Below are 16,480 nucleotides of genomic sequence, written 5' to 3' on the forward strand. Positions count from 1 at the left end.
AACAAAAAATAATATATTAGATTTATAAATAATTTAGCAATACCCTATAACTAACAACGTTAAAGGAGACGCTTATGAAAAAATCTTATATTTTCATTGTGAACGTTGCCATTGCAATAGGACTTTTTTATACAAAGCTTTCACTGACGCTAGTCGGTATCGGAGTTATTGCTGCTTTTATCGGTACCCTTGCTGGAGGTGCTGGGTTAATTACGATCCCTGCTATGATGCTTGTTGGCATACCTATTCAAACAGGTATTGCTACGAATAAATTTTCATCGGGCATTGCAGCGTTGTCGAGCATCTTTTATCTTCTATATCATAAAGAGCTTCGCCTAGGAGCTATTATAAAATATGTTGCTGTAGCAATTGTCGGAGGCGTTTGTGGAGCACTCCTAACAGTATCCATCTCAGAGAAAACAATGAATATTATTGCATGTATTCTACTTATTTTTGCCTTATTAATAACGTTAAAAAATAAAAAATGGACTGTTAGCTCAGAAGAAAATGACACTAAGCACAGCAATAAATTATGGCAGCCACTTTTAATCGCGGTTTATGATGGTGGCTTTGGACCTGGCTCTTCAACCTTCAGCATACTACATTTTTTACGCTACCATTACTCCTACATAAAGGCTGTACAGCTCACACGCGTACTTATATTTGGGAGCTGTACAGGAGCATTTTTAGTTTTTTACCAAACTGGCTTTATTCAATGGCATTACGCAATTGCGATGGCAATAGGATCCATTATCGGCTCTCAGCTTGGCCTTTTAATTCTACCGAAAATTCCGATAAAGGCAGCTAAAATACTACTAATAATTATCATTTCATTACTACTTATTCAAGTAGCAATAAAAATAATTTAACTACTTAAATGTTCATGGATTAACTTCCATTCATTGTTTAGGACAGTAAAAATATTCGTTGCTCTTCCGCTACCTGATACAAATTTTCCGTTATGATAGCCCTCATAATGGTATGTATATATGCAGGTAGCTGATTGTTCATCAACCGTAAGCCACTGTACATCGGTAGCCCAGTATACTTCTTCTTTTATCAGTTTCCACGCATTGTTGAAATAAACTCCTATTTCTTCTACTGTTGTGCATGTTTTATCAGTAAACCAATACACTGCTTGCGGATGCAAAATTTCTTTTACGTTATTGAAATCATGGGAATTTGTAGCTGCAATATAGCGCTCTAAAGCTTGTTGATATGACATGGTAATTCCCCCTTTTTTAACTCATCTTAAAATCCATTAATCGGAAATGCAAATAGCATGTTAGTAAATTACTTCCTAACATGCTATTTTTATATACATAATTACTCTATATATCCGTTTAATGCTTGCGTATACTTTTCTCTTAGAATATAGTATTCGTATTTATATATGTTTATATCTGATTCAATTCGCTGAATATCTCGATCTATTTTCTCTACTTCTGTACTAGTAATCACTCCAGCATTATATTGTATTTCTACATTTTTTTATCTGCAATTAAAGATTCTTTGGCTTTATACAAATCAGCCATATGCAAAAACTAAATTCAAAAGGATATTAGTTCCTTTCATTACGAGGTGATCACCATGGCATATAAGCAAAAGTTTGTTGTTTTTCTTTTAATAGGTATGGGGTTTACTGTACAAGGAGTTGCAAGGCTTTCTCAGTTAATTGTTTACTCGAATTTGAATTGGTTTGAATTAATTTATTCCTCTTTTACATTAATAGTAGGATTTTCAGTTTTATTCATATCAAGAGATAATTTCAAAAAAATGAGAAAAAATAAAGGATAGGCGTGAAAAAAACACCTTCAGCTCATTTATATCTTGTAAGTTTCAAATAGCGCCCATTTGTTCTTCAAAGATCTATCAAATTAATAGCTGTATATATTTTAAAAAGCGAGATTAAAATAACAAGTGTGTTCATTAACTAAAATCATCCAATTTCAATTCATGAAGCTTAGGATATAACACCAACGTTTTATTGATACACAAGCATCATTCAAGAGGTAGGCCCGTTCAAAGGAACAGGCAAGAGAATCCACGAATGACAGTTATTTTTAACCCTTTTTCTTTTGGCCTTGCTTATGTAAGAAATTCAATAAAACAAAGGCAATCAATGCAGCGAACAATTGATTAAATACCGCATTGGGCACTGTTCCAAAAAGAATCGGCACATTCAAGTTTAATCCAACAAAAAAATGATTTGATTGCCCAGCTTGATTTGTACATATTCGCAATCTCTTCCGGTGTGATGTTCACGATTTCGTATAAGCAAATTACTGAATCATACAACTATGAAAAAGATGTAGACAACGTACATTTATATGAAGGATGATTACTTAATAATTTTTCACATTCTTTCAAAAAATAGAACAGGAGATACGAATGAAGATATTTTTGAGGACGGCCGTTTCAACAGCTATAATATTTATCATTTTCGGGATCAACACAATAATTTTTAAGCCAGGTACCCTTCAAACAACATTTAATGGTTTAGGTTTATTAATTGTGTTACTTTACAATCAATTTAAACCACTAGAAAAGGAATGATAAAAAATTCTCATACATAAAAGGGAGACTAGCAATATGCGAAGAATGATTATCTGGATTACTTTCATTACATGCTACTTCATTGGAAGTATGTTTATTAACAATTTCATAGAACCTGCTTTTCAATATCTTCTAATAGGGACATTATTTATGGTTGTATTTTATTCCTATAAGTACCTTCTATCAAAAAACATTATCTAAATAACTTATGTATAGGTTATTATGTATGTGGAATTTCTAAGTTTCTATTTAAAAGGAGCTTATATCCCCATATTCATAGAATATTTACTGGTAGATTCCCTTTTCCCGTAATAAACCTTATTGATTTTACACAATTTAAATATTTCAAGAATGGTTTGATTATATGTATAAAACTGTTTTAATTAGCACTTGTTCGTAATAACAGCTACGTGTAGTTTCTTGTAATATACTTATTATAAATGACGGATATCTTCGCTAATAGGTGGTGAACAATGATGATTAATAGTAAAGCTGTACTTATCCCTATGTTAGTCTTATTTATTACTCTTTTATGCCAAATAATAATTCAATGGGGAGAAAATACGACCGTATTCTGGTTCTATTTATTCGGTGTAATCTTTTTGGCAATTGTTTTATTATATTCATTATTTGCAACTAAAAGAGAGAAAGAGCTTTAGTATCGAGAACAATGTTAACTGGATTATTCACATTCAAAAAAATGAAAAACCTCTACTAATCTGCACCCAATTGTTAGACACAAATTTAACAAAACGGAAGTGCTCTTTCCTAAAGAGGCTATTGTAAAATTCGTGATTAATTTGAACAAAACTTTTTCGAAATAAAGATTAAATTTTGGACTATTAATAGAGGAAATTTAATTCAAACAAAAAATAAATAAAGAGAGAAATATATAATGAAAAAATCAAAGATACAAAGAATACTTCCCTTATTTATATTTTTTTGTGTTGCCTTAGTTGTAGCAATCATTGAAAATGCGTCATTTTTTATTAAACTCTATGGGTTGGGCATAATTGCATGTATATGTTCAGGAACTCTTATGTATTTTAGAAAAAATAACTAGCGAAATTTTGTAGTGAGCACCAGCTATGTTTTGAATAAGATTATGATGGCATATAAGCAACATCCTATAGTCATTCTTTTATCCGGAACAACCTTTACAATATATGGTTCTAACAAGAAAATAACATCAGAATCATTACTATAAATCCCCTTACTTATACTAAGAATAGAACCAATAAAACGGAAGTGAATAATCATATGCAAAAATTTATGATTAGTATTACTTTTACAATAAGTCTTGCGTTTGGAATATGGGTTATTGACCAATGTGTAGCTAAGGGTTTCCTTCGCCATCTGTTAATTGGGATACTTGTTTCTGTATTATTTTCTTTAGTGAGTACCTTCTATCGAAAATATTCGCAAAACAATAGCTGACTGAATATGAAAAACGCAATCCAAGCCCCCTACATAAATTAGCTAATTAAATTCCTCCACAATAGCTTATAGCTCAACTGCTGAAACACCTACAAAATATATCTTTTTCTTTTAACAGCGTAATTAAGATTTACTATTAAATATTGAATTAATTCACTCATACAAAACCGTCCCATTAATATGCATGACAAGGACTGTGGAGGGAGTCTATGATAAGAGTAATAAAATAAGGAGGACTCCCATGCTCGCTACTATTCAAAAACAACAAAATAACTATGTCGTAAAATTTAACCGACCACTATCTCATTCAGTTGATGCTGTTTGGGCTGTATTAACAGAGAATGAAAAGCTTCAAAAATGGATGAATAACTTAGAAATTATTGATCTTCGAAAGAACGGCAAAATCCACTTTAATATGAATGATGGAACAAATGCTTTTCAGGAAATAACAATTACAGACTATGTTGAGAAGGAAGTGCTCGAATTTGATTGGGGCAAAGATACAGTTAGATTTGAACTCTCCCCCTCTGGCAGCGGTTCCATATTAGTATTGCTTGAATCGATTGGTGAGCTAACTGAGCATACCCCTAAAGATTTAGCCGGGTGGCATATATGCTTAGGCCTACTTTCGGATTTATTAAATGGAACGGTACATGAAGAATTCCCAATGGAAGAATGGCAAAAGTGGTTTGCAGAGTATAAGCAACTAGTTGCTTACGTAGAGAAGATTTAAGCATATCAAGAATAAACCCCTAGGGTGTGAAGTTAATGCCCTAGGTGTTTTTAAATGTTGAAAAACAAAATAGGTAAGGAAGTCTTAGTGCATGTTGCGGTGCTTTAAATGAGGTTGATTTCGTTCCATGCTACTTGCTTTCGCACAGATAATGATACTGTTGCTGCCGCTTCGCTTGCACTTCTCTTTCGCATTTTTCGCTATAACTTAGAGTGACATACGAGAAGATACATGCCATGTGAAGTGGTTGATTGGAGTGGAGACTGGGTGACTCCTTGGGGATCAGCGTCACAGATGAGACCCTGGAGCGAGCAACGCGAGTGAAGCGGGCTCATCGGACGCCCCCAGGAAGCTTTGCTCTGTGCGAAAGCGAAGCGGCAGCTACAAAGCGCCCAGTCGGAACGGAAATCAATCCCTCATTTTGCTGAATAGCTATACTTTATTTAAAATGACAACTTTATTTCATAGACATGCTCTTAATTACCATCTCGAACATTCATACGAGCGAATATTTCTTCTTGCAATAGTTTGGAAGCGCCAGCCACTTCTGCTACTCCATCGGAACCCTGTAATAAACTCTCTTCCTACAGAAGTTAGGAAGAACCAAAAGCTTGATCCATTAAACATCCATATATACGTATTTCTAAATAGGCATGACCGAATACCACTTGTACCTATTCCGAATGGTGGAGTTGATGGTGCAAAGCTAGGTGGTGGACCTAGAGGCATTTGACCTGCTGGTGGTGGGCCAAAGCTAGGTGGTTCAAACGATGGCGGTGGGCCGTAACCTGGTGGTCTAGATGATGGTGGTGGACCAAAACCAGGTGGACCGAACGATGGTGGTGGGCCGTAACCTGGCGGGCCAAACGATGGTGGCGGACCAAAACCAGGCGGTCTAAATGATGGTGATTGGCCAAAACCAGGTCGTCCGAATGAAGGTTCGAAATCGGATTCTGGAAATGGCATAATCTGTTCATATGGATTGCTCATGATAAACCCCTCCTTTTACATAATTCAATATATGTAGGAGGGCTAATAACCGTTGAGCAATTGCCTATTAGCCTTGTATTTAGTCGACCTAAACTGCATTCGTATTTCCACGGTGAACATTCTATAATAAAAGGTATTTTTCAAGAAAAGGGGTGCTTATGCGAAAAATAATTTTACTAATTACTACAATTTTATTGTCCCTTGGGATTTGGATTATACTGCACCATATATCGATTTTGTTATGTGGGAAAACTTTTCTTATGATGTAGTCGGCGAAGATGAATGGGCGCTGAATAAGATGCAGTAATTAATTCAGATCCGAGAAAATTCGGTACTCAGGTGATGACAATCGGATTTAACGACGAAGAGAAAAGTTTTGCCTTAGCTGAAAAATACCATTTTAAATGCTTTTATAGCCCAGCAGGATCTTACTACGACACATGGCAGTAATGTCACCCTCATCTATTAAATAATGCTCACAATCCTCTCCCTCATGCAAAACTAAACAAATAGGATTTTTTGTTATCTAGACAAATAAGAGTGCATCACTCGCCAATCCTCAAGCTTTTCTTCAAAAGATTTAATATTCTTCCCTGGTATTGGGCTTGTCGAAGGCATTTTTTGATATGCTCGACCATCTAAAATCGCAAGGCCGATATGCTTTTTAAACACCTCAAATGCCTTTGCACCATTAAAAAGCACTAACTCAATATTAGGATAGTGTGCAAAAAGCGTTTTAAAATCATTCGGCTTTTCATTACGAATAGCAGCATCTAAGCTTCCTTTACGCTCACACGACTCTATTGTATCCCAAAGACCAATATGATGGTTCTTTAGCAATTTTAATCTTTCTCCATAATCCTGCGGTATAACCACTTCTACTATTTCTCCAATAATCGGCCAAAAGTGATTGCGCGGGTTCCCATAATATTGCTGCTTCTCTAATGATTGCTTTCCTGGCATCGAGCCGACAATTAGCACCTTCGTAGACAAATCTATAACCGGTGGTAATACATTTTTAAGTTCATTTGACATGACAATCAATCACTCCTTCCTTCTATTGTAGCGGAAGATTTGTGGCCATGTCATTGAAGGGCATGTATCACATATTAAAGTTCAGTCTCATCACCATAACTTGGGGTGACTTCCGTTTCAACCGGCACTTTCCTAAGAAAGGGTCTTTCTCTATTTGTTGGATATTTATGATAGACTAAATCAAATGCACTCTTTTTAAGATGTTTTTGTCAACATGCTGCCACTTTAGTAAATGACGAGTATTTAAACTACATAGAGGTGAAAATATGAGAAGTTGGTTCCAGTCTCTTACAGCTAGAATGATTTTTTTAATAAGTATCCTGATCCTTTTAATATGTGGACTGTTTATATATCTTTTACAAGAACATATTCGCGATACGACAGAAAAACAGATGGGGATGGAAGCATTAAATATTGCAAAAACCCTCGCATCTACAGAAGAGATTATTGCGGCATTCAAAAAAGAAGAGCCAAGTGAAATAATCCAGCCAATCGTCGAACCTTTAAGAAAAGAAATTGACGCAGCATATATTGTCGTTGGAAATTCTGAAGGAATTCGTTATTCACATCCTTTAAAAGATAAAATTGGAGAAAAAATGATTGGCGGAGACAACGATGCAGCATTGCTAGATAGACAAGCTTATATTTCTAAAACTATAGGATCACTAGGTGAATCGATTCGAGGTAAAGCCCCTATCCTATTAGACAATAAAATTATCGGTGTTGTATCTGTCGGTTTTTTAACAGAAAATATCGACACAATCATCGAAAGCTATATTCACAAATGGATCAAATACACCGTAATTATTCTTTTAATAGGCATATTAGGTGCAATAGCAATTTCCGTTTATATAAAAAAATTGTTGTTTAATATGGAGCCTATTCAAATTGCTAAATTATATCAACAAAACAAGGTCATTTTAGAAACAACCGCAGAGGGTATACTGGCTGTCAATCATTTTAATCAAATTACTACCATTAATAAGAGTGCTTATGAAATGCTAGATTCGGCTCACAATAAATCTCTCTCAGACTGGATGGGTGCAAAAATTGAACATATTTTTACGCCTAAAATTGTTGCAGAGCAAAACATTCATAATTTAGAGCTACCACTTGATGAGCATATTATTATTTTAAATAAAGTGCCTTTAGTTGAAAAGAAAAGGAAAATTGGTTCGTTATACACCTTTAGAAAAAAAGTAGATATCCAAAAAATCACTGATGAATTAAAACAGATGAAGCAGTATGCGAATGTTCAACGAGCCTATACTCATGAATTCGCTAATAAGCTTCATATCATTTTAGGTTTACTTGTTCATAAACATTACAACGAAGCCATTGATTTTATTAAAGAAGAACGAAACATACAACTTAAAAACCAAGCTTTTTTAAATAGCAAGATAACCACCCCACTTCTACTTGCCTTAATTCAGGGGAAAATTGCAGAAGCCGCAGAACTGGGGATTAAACTCGAGCTAAACGAAATTTCTTCATCTATCGAATTATCTAAACAACAAGAAGATGCTATCCTAACAGCTCTTGGTAATGTACTTCAAAACGCTATTGAAACTTTAAAAAGCTGGGAATCCTCAGATAAAATAATTCGACTATCCATCAACAATTATAAAAATCATTACTTATTTGAGATTCAAGACAATGGACCCGGTATTAATCACAATATTTACGATAAAATTTTTACAAAGGGTATATCGACTAAAGAAGGATTAGACCGCGGCCATGGACTTGCTATAAGCAAGAAAGCTCTTCAGGAGATACATGGGGAAATTTTATTGGATTCCGGTGATTTATCAGGAGCATGTTTTTTAATTATAGTTCCTAAAGGAGACATTTGAGAATGATAACATTAAAAAGTGTATGGATTATTGAAGATGACTTTAGAGTAGCAAAAATTCATGCCGATTATGTTCATAAAATAGAAGGTTTTATCGTCACTGAAAATTTACGCACAGGAAAAGAAACGATCGAAAAGCTGGAGATGACTTCTAGCTTACCAGAAATTATATTAACAGATTTATATATTCCGGATGTTGAAGGTAGCACATTAGTAAGTCATATACGTCACCTCTATCCATCTATAAAAATTATCGTAATATCAGCAGCAACTGAAATAAGTTTAATAAAGGATATAGTAGACTTAGGAATTTTAGATTATTTAATAAAGCCCTTTGAAGAGCAACGACTTCAACGCGCATTTCAGAAGTATTTGCAGGAACTTCGTTTATTTCAAAATAGCAAAAATGTCACTCAAAATGACATTGATTCTTTATTTTACAATGAATCAAACAATAAGGTAGTAGATGAAGAAACCTTTGTAAAAGGGATTGATTTGCACACATTACAAATTGTTAAAAGCATTTTTGAAGATCTCAAAACCCAAGAGCTCACAGCCTCACAATTAAGTGATTTAATCGGTTCTAGTCGTTCAACAGCTCGCCGTTATTTAGAATACTTAGTTGGCGAGCAGTTTTTAGAGACAAAACTAATTTACGGTACCGTTGGAAGACCTGAACGGAAATATGTTTTTCATGGAACTTATGAACAAAACTAATATTATGTTATTTATTTAACATATGATTATATTATTTTCCTCTCTTTAGCACTGTGATATTTTTTAAATAATCTGAATGATTAATCGCAAAGGGAGGAAATACTTTTGAGTCTAAGTATAATCGGTTTTTTAACAATTATTATTATTGTTGCTCTACTAATTAGTGGTCGTGTATCACCACTTGTAGCAATGGTTATACCACCTATCGTAGCTGCATTCATAGCTGGCTTTAACTTTGATGAATTAGGAGAATTCTTTAGTTCTGGATTAAGCTCTGTGATGAACGTAGCTGTTATGTTTATATTCGCTATTATTTTCTTTGGTATTATGCAGGATGTAGGTTTATTCGAGCCATTGATCAATAAAATGATTGCGCTTTCAAAAGGAAACATTATTGTCGTTGCAGTGATAACAGTGATAATTGCTGTAGTAGCGCAACTAGACGGTTCTGGAGCTTCAACATTTTTAATTACAATCCCAGCATTATTGCCTTTATATTTACGTTTACGGATGAATCCATATCTTTTGCTGTTATTAGTTGGGGGAGCGGCAGCAGTTATTAATATGATTCCTTGGGGTGGCCCATTAGGTCGTGTTGCTTCAGTTTTAGAGACAGATGTAACTGAACTTTGGTATCCTTTAATCACTATTCAAATCATTGGTGTCGTTTTAATGTTAGCTTTAGCGGTGTTCCTTGGTTTTAGAGAAAAGAGGCGTATTCTGAAACAATACGGTACCCTGGACTTCACAAATGATGATCATACTATTACACAAGGAGTTGTTTCATCAGAAGTAGACACAAGCTTACAACGACCAAAACTATTGTGGATTAATGCAATAGTTACTGTTCTTGTTATCGGAATATTAGTTGCAGGTATTTTACCAGCAGGATTAGCCTTTTTAATTGGCGTCGCCATCGCCTTGCCAATCAACTATCGTTCTCCTAAAGAACAAATGGAACGTGTGCGAGCACATGCTCCGAATGCCTTAACGATGGCGTCTATCATTATTGCCGCTGGATTATTTTTAGGCATACTTAATGGTACTGGGATGTTAACTGCAATTGCCAACAACGCCGTACACATACTACCATCAGCCCTATCATCTTATTTACATATCATTATCGGGGTTTTAGGGGTACCGTTTGATTTATTATTAAGTACGGACGCATATTACTTCGCTTTATTCCCTGTAGTTGAACAGATTGGCTTATCTTTCGATATTGATTCTCTTTCAACTGCCTATGCGATGATTATTGGTAATATTGTAGGTACATTTGTATCGCCACTTGCCCCTGCCGTTTGGTTAGCTTTAGGCTTATCAGGCTTAGAAATGGGGAAACACTTAAAATACTCTTTCTTCTGGATGTGGGGATTGAGCATTACTTTACTATTCATTGCAGTAGCATTAGGAATTATTGCTATCTAACTCATCACCGAATGTTGGAGATGAAATATAGTACCAGTTGTCGAGTAGTGAATCGGCAGCTGGCTATTTTTATAGAGGTAGCGTCTTATAAAGAAAAATCAGAGCCAGCAAGTATTTCCTCAGAACTTTTTTCATGAAGTTTATTTGATGAATGATTTTTTATATAGGTACTTACTATTTCGTAACCAATGCAATATCCTATCCATTGAGGAAGCTTTCCACCATATAAGAATTTAATATGATTGTTTAATCCTTGAATATTGATTTGAGGCAAAAAATGCTCCTTCCAAATTTCTAGCATCTTATTCAATGAGTAGTACCTCAACCATGGTGCTAACCATTTATCCCCGTAAATTTCCTCCACTGCACATTCTGCTAATCCTTCTAAAATTAAAGAATCTAATAAAGTCACTTCGTCTAGCGATTTATTAACATATTGCAGACGACAAACATGGTTATACTCATGTGCAAATAACGCTTTAAGCTCCTGCTTTTCAAGCTCTCCTATATATAAAAACATAGCGTTTGGATAGGCAACACCGTTTTTCTTAGTAATCGTTTGCTCCTGTGTGATTGGGAAGATATAGATTGGTATATTTGGACCGCTCCATCTCTCCTTTAAATAAATAAATTCCTTCTGCACTACTTCCCAAACATTTTGTTTTTTTAACTTGTTAATATCTATTTTTTCATGTGACTGAAAAAGTCCCTGTTGCAGTAACTCAAATTGGATTTCATCTAGAGATCCGCCAATAAAAACCTCTACTAAACGACTGCAAATAATAGAGCGTTGTAAGTCCTCAAAACTTTTGTGATTTAGCTTTTGACTAGCTATTAATTCATTGAGCCACTCATCTGTTGGTATTACTGACATACATTCCCCCCCTTACTTTAGCTTATGTCTAAAGTAGTCAATCGGCTAGTGATAATGTTCGCAACCGCATATATTAGCTTGTAAGGAAGTCGAAAGGAGGGATAGTTTGTGAATCCAGCTGATACTTATAATCTTTGTTGTCAATATCATGGTAAACGTGTAAGAATTGAAGAAAGATGTGGCAGAGTACATTATGGAGAAATAACTAGGGTGGATAGAAGACAAGTATGGATTCTACCTGATAGACGATTTGGTGGTTATGGTTTAGGATGGGGTTGGGGTTTCGGAGGAGCAGGAGCAGGTTTTGGAATTGGAATCGCATTTGGGGTAGTTGCCGGAATTGCCCTAGCACCACTACTATTTTGGTAATATTGAAATGATTAATTTTACTATCCGTTGCGCGAAGACATGGAGAAAAAATAAGCCATTTCAATCTACTGAGATGGCTTATTGTCCTCATTGCACTTGCTCTTGTTGCTGTTTGATTTTAATCAACTCGGATATTGTGACAAATGTATAGCCTTGTTTCTTCAGTTTTGGCAATATTTCTTCCAACGCTTTGATGGTCTGCGTACGATTGCCGCCTCCATCGTGGAACAAAATAACATCACCTGGCTCCGTTCCCTTCATCACTTTTTGCACTATTTTATTGACCCCTGGCTGTTTCCAATCTTGAGTGTCCTGATGCCAAGACCACATCACTACTTTGTATCCATCCTTTACAGCGGCATTGATCATTTGATCATTATAATTACCACCTACTGGACGGAACAATACTGGTGCAAATCCAGTAATACTATAAATTATTTCCTTTGTCTTACGTAATTGTGACTGTAATTCAGCTATGGAAGCTTTAAACGGATGTGAATACGTATGATTGGCAAGCTCATGCCCTTCTGAAAAAGATCGTAAAACAAGGTCTGGATATTTTTCTGCATTTTTTCCAATAATAAAAAACGTCGCTTTTGCATCATACTTAGCCAATAAATCTAAAATAGCTGCCGTATACTCGGGATGAGGGCCGTCATCGAAAGTCAGAGCAATTATTTTGTCTTTTGCGTTAATGTCCCATACAACTTCCCCTGTCTCCTCATAATAAGGTCGACCTTTATCCGCATAGGTTGTCACTACTGTAGAAATTACCGATATGATTAAAAAAAACAGGGATATAACCAATACATATTTGCGTGTCATAAGCATCACCTCCCAAGTTCAAATTCACATAACTCCGTCAACTTACTATTTACGAATTACAATGAATTATACTTATGAAGGTTTGGCTGTTTTCTCCTCTTAAAACACTGGTCATCTTTGGTACCTAATAATTTTTTTAATAAAAATATCGAACACCTTTTTAACTATCGCCATATGTATATAGAGAAAAGGAGTGATTTCGGATGGTAACAATTGAGCCTATTATGATCAAAGGCCATTTTTTCACTGCAATAGTTGTTCAATTACCAAAAACAACACTGCTAACAATTTCTAACGACACGGGGTACATTATGTGTGGAGCTTTAGATGTTGGTCTATTAAATGACCGTTTAGCAGATCGGAAAATTATTGCTGGTCGAGCAGTTGGCGTGAAAACGATAGATGAGTTATTGACAGCTCCATTAGAATCTGTGACATATGAAGCTCATCAACTTGGTATTTCTGAAGGAATGTCTGGTGTAGAGGCATTATTAAGAATGGTATAACAAAATTATTACAAAGCGTCAGTGCAATACGACTAGGCGCTTTTTTCTTCAGTCCTATGTAAAAGTGTATAAGCTATTTACTCTATTCCTATACTTTAGACAAAAGGAGTGTTCGTTTTGTCTAAAGATAATCATCGGAAAATACATGTGATTTTGTTGTTAATAGTACTTATTATTTTCGTGTGGTCTGTCATAAAACCAGTATCCTATTTAGACTGGCTCGCAGAAGTTAGTCCTGCTGTCGTTGCAATTATTATTGTAGTCGCTATTTATAACAAGTTTCGCCTTACAACACTTTCTTATTTTATCATTGCCCTTTTGTCTATTTTAACATTCATTGGTGGACACTATACTTATTCGGAGGTTCCACTTTTTAACTGGATTAAAGAGGAGTTTCACTTACAACGAAATGACTACGATCGATTTGGGCATTTCCTAAAAGGTTTGATGGCCATTGTCATAAGAGAAATATTAATACGAAAAACACCACTAGTTAAAGGCGCCTGGTTAACAGGCATATCCATAAGTATACTCCTTGCTATTGCTGCTATCTATGAAATCATTGAATGGCTCAGTACAAAAATTTCAAAAGGGAGTGAAGGAGCGAAAGATTTTGTAGGTATGCAAGGAGATCGATGGGATGCACAATGGGACATGCTTTCGGCCTTCCTTGGGACAATTTTGGCTTTACTGCTATTTACAAAACTCCATGATAAATTGTTGAGAAGGCAGGCAAAGTAAATCAATTTTCTTCTGTAGCTTGCATAGGATAACAAGTATGAACCATTCGAAAGGTGGTACTCTATGTACTATGCAAGTGTTAGTCAACAACCACCCCATGTATCTCGCGTGATTGCTGTCACTGGAAATGGAGAAGTAATGGCTACTCCAAGTTATGTTCAACTTCAAATAGAAGTCCATTCAAGAGGAAAAAATGTACAAGATGCGCAACAAGAAAATACAATAGTGATGAATCGTGTTATCCAATCTCTTTTAGCTCTCCATATACCTAGAGAAAATATTCAAACAGCTGTCTATACTATTTCACCAATTTATGATTATGAAGATGGCAAACAGATTTTTAATGGCTACGAAGTATCAAATGCTATTACCGTTAAAGTCACGGATACGAGTCGGATTGGTAAAATTATTGACACAGCAGTAGACAATGGTGCAAATCGTATTTCCTCTATCCAATTCGACATTGACAACGAAGATGCCTATTATCAACAAGCTCTTAGTTTAGCCCTTCATAATGCCCAGATGAAAGCTAAAACGATTGCAGAGACGATGCATTTGCCCGTCCAGCTTCAACCAATCGAAATCGTTGAGGAACATAAAAATAGACCTGTCCTATATAGATCGATGGCGATGACTGACTCCGCCATTTCTACACCTATTGAACAAGGGCAAATAGCCGTTCATGCGACTGTTCGAGTGAAATTTCAATATTAGTTTGTATCCTTACATGAGCCTTCTGCTTGAATAGCATGAAGGCTTTTAAAGTTATTTAAGCTTGTAGTTACAATTTGAGATTATCTGTAGTTAAATTCAAACGTATTTTTTTCTAGACATACTAGTTCATCAGAAGTTTTAACAATAATATCAAAATACTGACTATACGAATGCATAAACAATTCATATTGAATTCGACGTTCTTCATGCGACTGCTTTAAATAATGGATATCCGCTCCCCTTTCAACTACATCCCGGTATGACCGTCTCTTCATTTCCGTATCATTATCTGTATAAAAATAAATTTTCAAATCAAATAGCTTTGGATTAATAAATGCTACACTCATTCCTTCTACAATAGTTACTTTATTTTTTGAAGAAATTAACGCACTTTTCATATAGTGCGTATCTATTGTCAATAAATCCAGGCCTTTTCTAACCATTTGAATGTCTCTTTCCAAAGAAGGTAAATGATGCGCCGCTGGATGGCAAGCTGTCATTTTAAAATGATGCTGCTCGTTTCGATAAGGATAATTGATAATTGTATGCTTTCGTATATCCGAACTAACAATATATGGGTCCGTATTAATATAATTTACGTCATCATGATTCAGAAGGTGCATAAGCCTATTGGCAAACGTTGTTTTTCCTGCTGCACCATGTCCAGAAATTCCGATAATAATTGATTTATTTTCTTTTTTGATCCAAGTAACGATATCTTGCAATAACCTATCCATTTTTCCCCCCGCTGTTGCTTTCATATTTAACTCAAAATCTCATTGATATTAACTACTGCTCAGAAATCATTTACAATTTTTAGTTTTTATAGTGCTATTTTACCTGAATTACACCAGATTCACTAATTATTTCTAATCTTTTTGTAGCTTCGCCAATTTTACCTTTCATCGAATCTTCAGTATGTGTTTCTTTCTTAAATCCTTGTAAATCAACAATAATATCAGAGGATTTACTGCTAGCTACCACCTCTAATGACTTTGGTGCATGTTTATAGAATACTGAAAAATCTCCTGACCCGGTTTCTATAAATGTTGATTTTTCTTCATCCATTTCTTTCATAAGTACTTCACCGTTTCCAGCAGTAATTTTCATTTGTGGACTAGAGACTCTAGTAATGTAGCTATCACCATTCGTAGCAGCAATCGTTAATTCATTCACAGTGCTATCCATCATCTTCAATTCCCCATCCTGCGATGTAAATTCACCCTTATCTGCCACTAATCCTTTAATGACCTTATACCCTGAATCACTGGAGATTATAATGTCTTTTGTTGTTAAATTATTAATGTTAATATCACCATTGCTATTGCTTACCCCAATGTTATGCACTGTGTTATTCGGAATAGAAATGCGAATTGTTCCTTTATCTCCAATGCTAATGTTTTTAAAAAAACCTTCTTCAGTATCATGTTGAAGTACGTTAATTTTTTTACCGTCCTGTTTAATTTCTACCGGAGCATTTTGCTTTTTTTGTTGCTTTCCATCAATCGCAATTGTCAGATCATTAGAGTCAGTACTTTCCAATAAAATGTTCCACGTTTCATTATTTATTTCTAATTCTTCAATTTGTTGCGCATCAAAGGTCTGTTGCTTTTTAAAGCTCTGTTCGCTATTTACTTTAAGAACGAGCACTACACCTGCGCAAACAATTATTAATATAAGAATAATTATAGCTTTTTTCACTT

19 protein-coding genes are annotated in these 16,480 nt (G+C 35.1%); 12 read left to right on the forward strand and 7 right to left on the reverse strand.

The genetic code is table 11. The features are described 5' to 3' along the window. Positions 1–74 precede the first annotated feature (74 nt). Positions 75–869 carry a sulfite exporter TauE/SafE family protein gene (locus tag ABNX05_RS08975; RefSeq protein ID WP_349659396.1) on the forward strand — a complete coding sequence of 265 codons (795 nt, stop codon included), beginning with the start codon at positions 75–77 and terminating at the stop codon, positions 867–869. Here ABNX05_RS08975 and ABNX05_RS08980 read toward each other — a convergent pair. Next, the gene (locus ABNX05_RS08980) at positions 866–1,225 is read right to left on the reverse strand and encodes a YybH family protein (RefSeq protein ID WP_349659397.1); all 360 of its coding nucleotides are present in this window, start codon (positions 1,223–1,225) and stop codon (positions 866–868) included. The two genes, ABNX05_RS08975 and ABNX05_RS08980, sit on opposite strands and share 4 nt — an antisense overlap. 365 nt (positions 1,226–1,590) lie before the next feature. On the opposite strand from ABNX05_RS08980, the gene ABNX05_RS08985 reads away from it, so the two are divergent. From ABNX05_RS08985 to ABNX05_RS09000, 4 genes are all read left to right on the forward strand, one after another. Then, on the forward strand, positions 1,591–1,797 hold the full coding sequence (locus tag ABNX05_RS08985; protein ID WP_349659398.1) for a hypothetical protein: 207 nt from the start codon (positions 1,591–1,593) through the stop codon (positions 1,795–1,797). A gap of 594 nt (positions 1,798–2,391) precedes the next feature. Then, positions 2,392–2,556, forward strand: coding sequence for a hypothetical protein (locus ABNX05_RS08990; RefSeq protein ID WP_349659399.1), 165 nt, complete (start codon positions 2,392–2,394; stop codon positions 2,554–2,556). Positions 2,557–3,029: 473 nt separating this feature from the next. Then, positions 3,030–3,215 carry a hypothetical protein gene (locus tag ABNX05_RS08995; RefSeq protein WP_349659400.1) on the forward strand — a complete coding sequence of 62 codons (186 nt, stop codon included), beginning with the start codon at positions 3,030–3,032 and terminating at the stop codon, positions 3,213–3,215. A 1,019-nt stretch (positions 3,216–4,234) separates the two neighbouring features. Beyond that, positions 4,235–4,726: an SRPBCC family protein gene (locus ABNX05_RS09000; protein ID WP_349659401.1), complete on the forward strand. Its 492-nt coding sequence runs from the start codon at positions 4,235–4,237 to the stop codon at positions 4,724–4,726. A 480-nt stretch (positions 4,727–5,206) separates the two neighbouring features. Here the strand turns inward: ABNX05_RS09000 and ABNX05_RS09005 are convergent, their stop codons facing one another. Together ABNX05_RS09005 and ABNX05_RS09010 are read right to left on the reverse strand one after the other, a co-directional pair. Beyond that, a complete protein-coding gene (locus ABNX05_RS09005) occupies positions 5,207–5,716 on the reverse strand; it encodes a transporter (RefSeq protein WP_349659402.1) in 510 nt (169 codons plus the stop codon). A gap of 522 nt (positions 5,717–6,238) precedes the next feature. Further along, positions 6,239–6,751: a DNA-deoxyinosine glycosylase gene (locus ABNX05_RS09010; RefSeq protein WP_349659403.1), complete on the reverse strand. Its 513-nt coding sequence runs from the start codon at positions 6,749–6,751 to the stop codon at positions 6,239–6,241. 266 nt (positions 6,752–7,017) lie between these two features. On the opposite strand from ABNX05_RS09010, the gene ABNX05_RS09015 reads away from it, so the two are divergent. From ABNX05_RS09015 to ABNX05_RS09025, 3 genes are all read left to right on the forward strand, one after another. Then, positions 7,018–8,604 (forward strand): ATP-binding protein, encoded by a 1,587-nt coding sequence (locus ABNX05_RS09015; protein WP_349659404.1) that lies wholly within the window; start codon positions 7,018–7,020, stop codon positions 8,602–8,604. Positions 8,605–8,606: 2 nt separating this feature from the next. Next, complete coding sequence (locus ABNX05_RS09020) at positions 8,607–9,320, forward strand: response regulator (protein ID WP_349659405.1); 714 nt, start codon at positions 8,607–8,609, stop codon at positions 9,318–9,320. 105 nt (positions 9,321–9,425) lie between these two features. Further along, positions 9,426–10,748, forward strand: a complete 1,323-nt coding sequence (locus tag ABNX05_RS09025; protein WP_349659406.1) for a CitMHS family transporter — start codon at positions 9,426–9,428, stop codon at positions 10,746–10,748. An 85-nt stretch (positions 10,749–10,833) separates the two neighbouring features. Here ABNX05_RS09025 and ABNX05_RS09030 read toward each other — a convergent pair whose 3' ends face one another. Beyond that, positions 10,834–11,622, reverse strand: a complete 789-nt coding sequence (locus tag ABNX05_RS09030; RefSeq protein WP_349659407.1) for a DUF2268 domain-containing putative Zn-dependent protease — start codon at positions 11,620–11,622, stop codon at positions 10,834–10,836. 108 nt (positions 11,623–11,730) lie between these two features. Between ABNX05_RS09030 and ABNX05_RS09035 the strand changes: the two genes are divergently transcribed. After that, positions 11,731–11,991, forward strand: coding sequence for a hypothetical protein (locus tag ABNX05_RS09035; RefSeq protein WP_349659408.1), 261 nt, complete (start codon positions 11,731–11,733; stop codon positions 11,989–11,991). A gap of 87 nt (positions 11,992–12,078) precedes the next feature. Here the strand turns inward: ABNX05_RS09035 and ABNX05_RS09040 are convergent, their stop codons facing one another. Beyond that, entirely contained in the window at positions 12,079–12,816 is a 738-nt protein-coding gene (locus ABNX05_RS09040; RefSeq protein ID WP_349659409.1) for a polysaccharide deacetylase family protein, read from the reverse strand. Positions 12,817–13,019: 203 nt separating this feature from the next. On the opposite strand from ABNX05_RS09040, the gene ABNX05_RS09045 reads away from it, so the two are divergent. From ABNX05_RS09045 to ABNX05_RS09055, 3 genes are all read left to right on the forward strand, one after another. Further along, entirely contained in the window at positions 13,020–13,322 is a 303-nt protein-coding gene (locus tag ABNX05_RS09045) for a YunC family protein (protein ID WP_079562172.1), read from the forward strand. 117 nt (positions 13,323–13,439) lie between these two features. Further along, positions 13,440–14,063 (forward strand): DUF2238 domain-containing protein, encoded by a 624-nt coding sequence (locus ABNX05_RS09050; protein ID WP_349659410.1) that lies wholly within the window; start codon positions 13,440–13,442, stop codon positions 14,061–14,063. Positions 14,064–14,126: 63 nt separating this feature from the next. Continuing rightward, positions 14,127–14,777, forward strand: coding sequence for an SIMPL domain-containing protein (locus ABNX05_RS09055; protein ID WP_349659411.1), 651 nt, complete (start codon positions 14,127–14,129; stop codon positions 14,775–14,777). Positions 14,778–14,857: 80 nt separating this feature from the next. On the opposite strand, the gene ABNX05_RS09060 is transcribed toward ABNX05_RS09055, so the two are convergent. Beyond that, the gene (locus ABNX05_RS09060; RefSeq protein WP_349659412.1) at positions 14,858–15,514 is read right to left on the reverse strand and encodes a uridine kinase family protein; all 657 of its coding nucleotides are present in this window, start codon (positions 15,512–15,514) and stop codon (positions 14,858–14,860) included. 94 nt (positions 15,515–15,608) lie between these two features. Then, positions 15,609–16,478: a DUF4097 family beta strand repeat-containing protein gene (locus ABNX05_RS09065; protein ID WP_349659413.1), complete on the reverse strand. Its 870-nt coding sequence runs from the start codon at positions 16,476–16,478 to the stop codon at positions 15,609–15,611. Between the last annotated feature and the right edge of the window lie 2 nt (positions 16,479–16,480).

This window comes from Lysinibacillus zambalensis, from assembly GCF_040183165.1.
GTDB classification, from domain to species: Bacteria; Bacillota; Bacilli; order Bacillales_A; family Planococcaceae; genus Lysinibacillus; species Lysinibacillus zambalensis.

Coding starts and splice junctions, on each gene's coding strand:
- ABNX05_RS09015 (WP_349659404.1), top strand. CDS start 7,018: ATGAGAAGTTGGTTCCAGTCTCTTACAGCTAGAATGATTTTTTTAATA.
- ABNX05_RS08990 (WP_349659399.1), top strand. CDS start 2,392: ATGAAGATATTTTTGAGGACGGCCGTTTCAACAGCTATAATATTTATC.
- ABNX05_RS09005 (WP_349659402.1), bottom strand. CDS start 5,716: ATGAGCAATCCATATGAACAGATTATGCCATTTCCAGAATCCGATTTC.
- ABNX05_RS09020 (WP_349659405.1), top strand. CDS start 8,607: ATGATAACATTAAAAAGTGTATGGATTATTGAAGATGACTTTAGAGTA.
- ABNX05_RS08995 (WP_349659400.1), top strand. CDS start 3,030: ATGATGATTAATAGTAAAGCTGTACTTATCCCTATGTTAGTCTTATTT.
- ABNX05_RS08980 (WP_349659397.1), bottom strand. CDS start 1,225: ATGTCATATCAACAAGCTTTAGAGCGCTATATTGCAGCTACAAATTCC.
- ABNX05_RS09010 (WP_349659403.1), bottom strand. CDS start 6,751: ATGTCAAATGAACTTAAAAATGTATTACCACCGGTTATAGATTTGTCT.
- ABNX05_RS09030 (WP_349659407.1), bottom strand. CDS start 11,622: ATGTCAGTAATACCAACAGATGAGTGGCTCAATGAATTAATAGCTAGT.
- ABNX05_RS09040 (WP_349659409.1), bottom strand. CDS start 12,816: ATGACACGCAAATATGTATTGGTTATATCCCTGTTTTTTTTAATCATA.
- ABNX05_RS08985 (WP_349659398.1), top strand. CDS start 1,591: ATGGCATATAAGCAAAAGTTTGTTGTTTTTCTTTTAATAGGTATGGGG.
- ABNX05_RS08975 (WP_349659396.1), top strand. CDS start 75: ATGAAAAAATCTTATATTTTCATTGTGAACGTTGCCATTGCAATAGGA.
- ABNX05_RS09060 (WP_349659412.1), bottom strand. CDS start 15,514: ATGGATAGGTTATTGCAAGATATCGTTACTTGGATCAAAAAAGAAAAT.
- ABNX05_RS09045 (WP_079562172.1), top strand. CDS start 13,020: ATGGTAACAATTGAGCCTATTATGATCAAAGGCCATTTTTTCACTGCA.
- ABNX05_RS09055 (WP_349659411.1), top strand. CDS start 14,127: ATGTACTATGCAAGTGTTAGTCAACAACCACCCCATGTATCTCGCGTG.
- ABNX05_RS09000 (WP_349659401.1), top strand. CDS start 4,235: ATGCTCGCTACTATTCAAAAACAACAAAATAACTATGTCGTAAAATTT.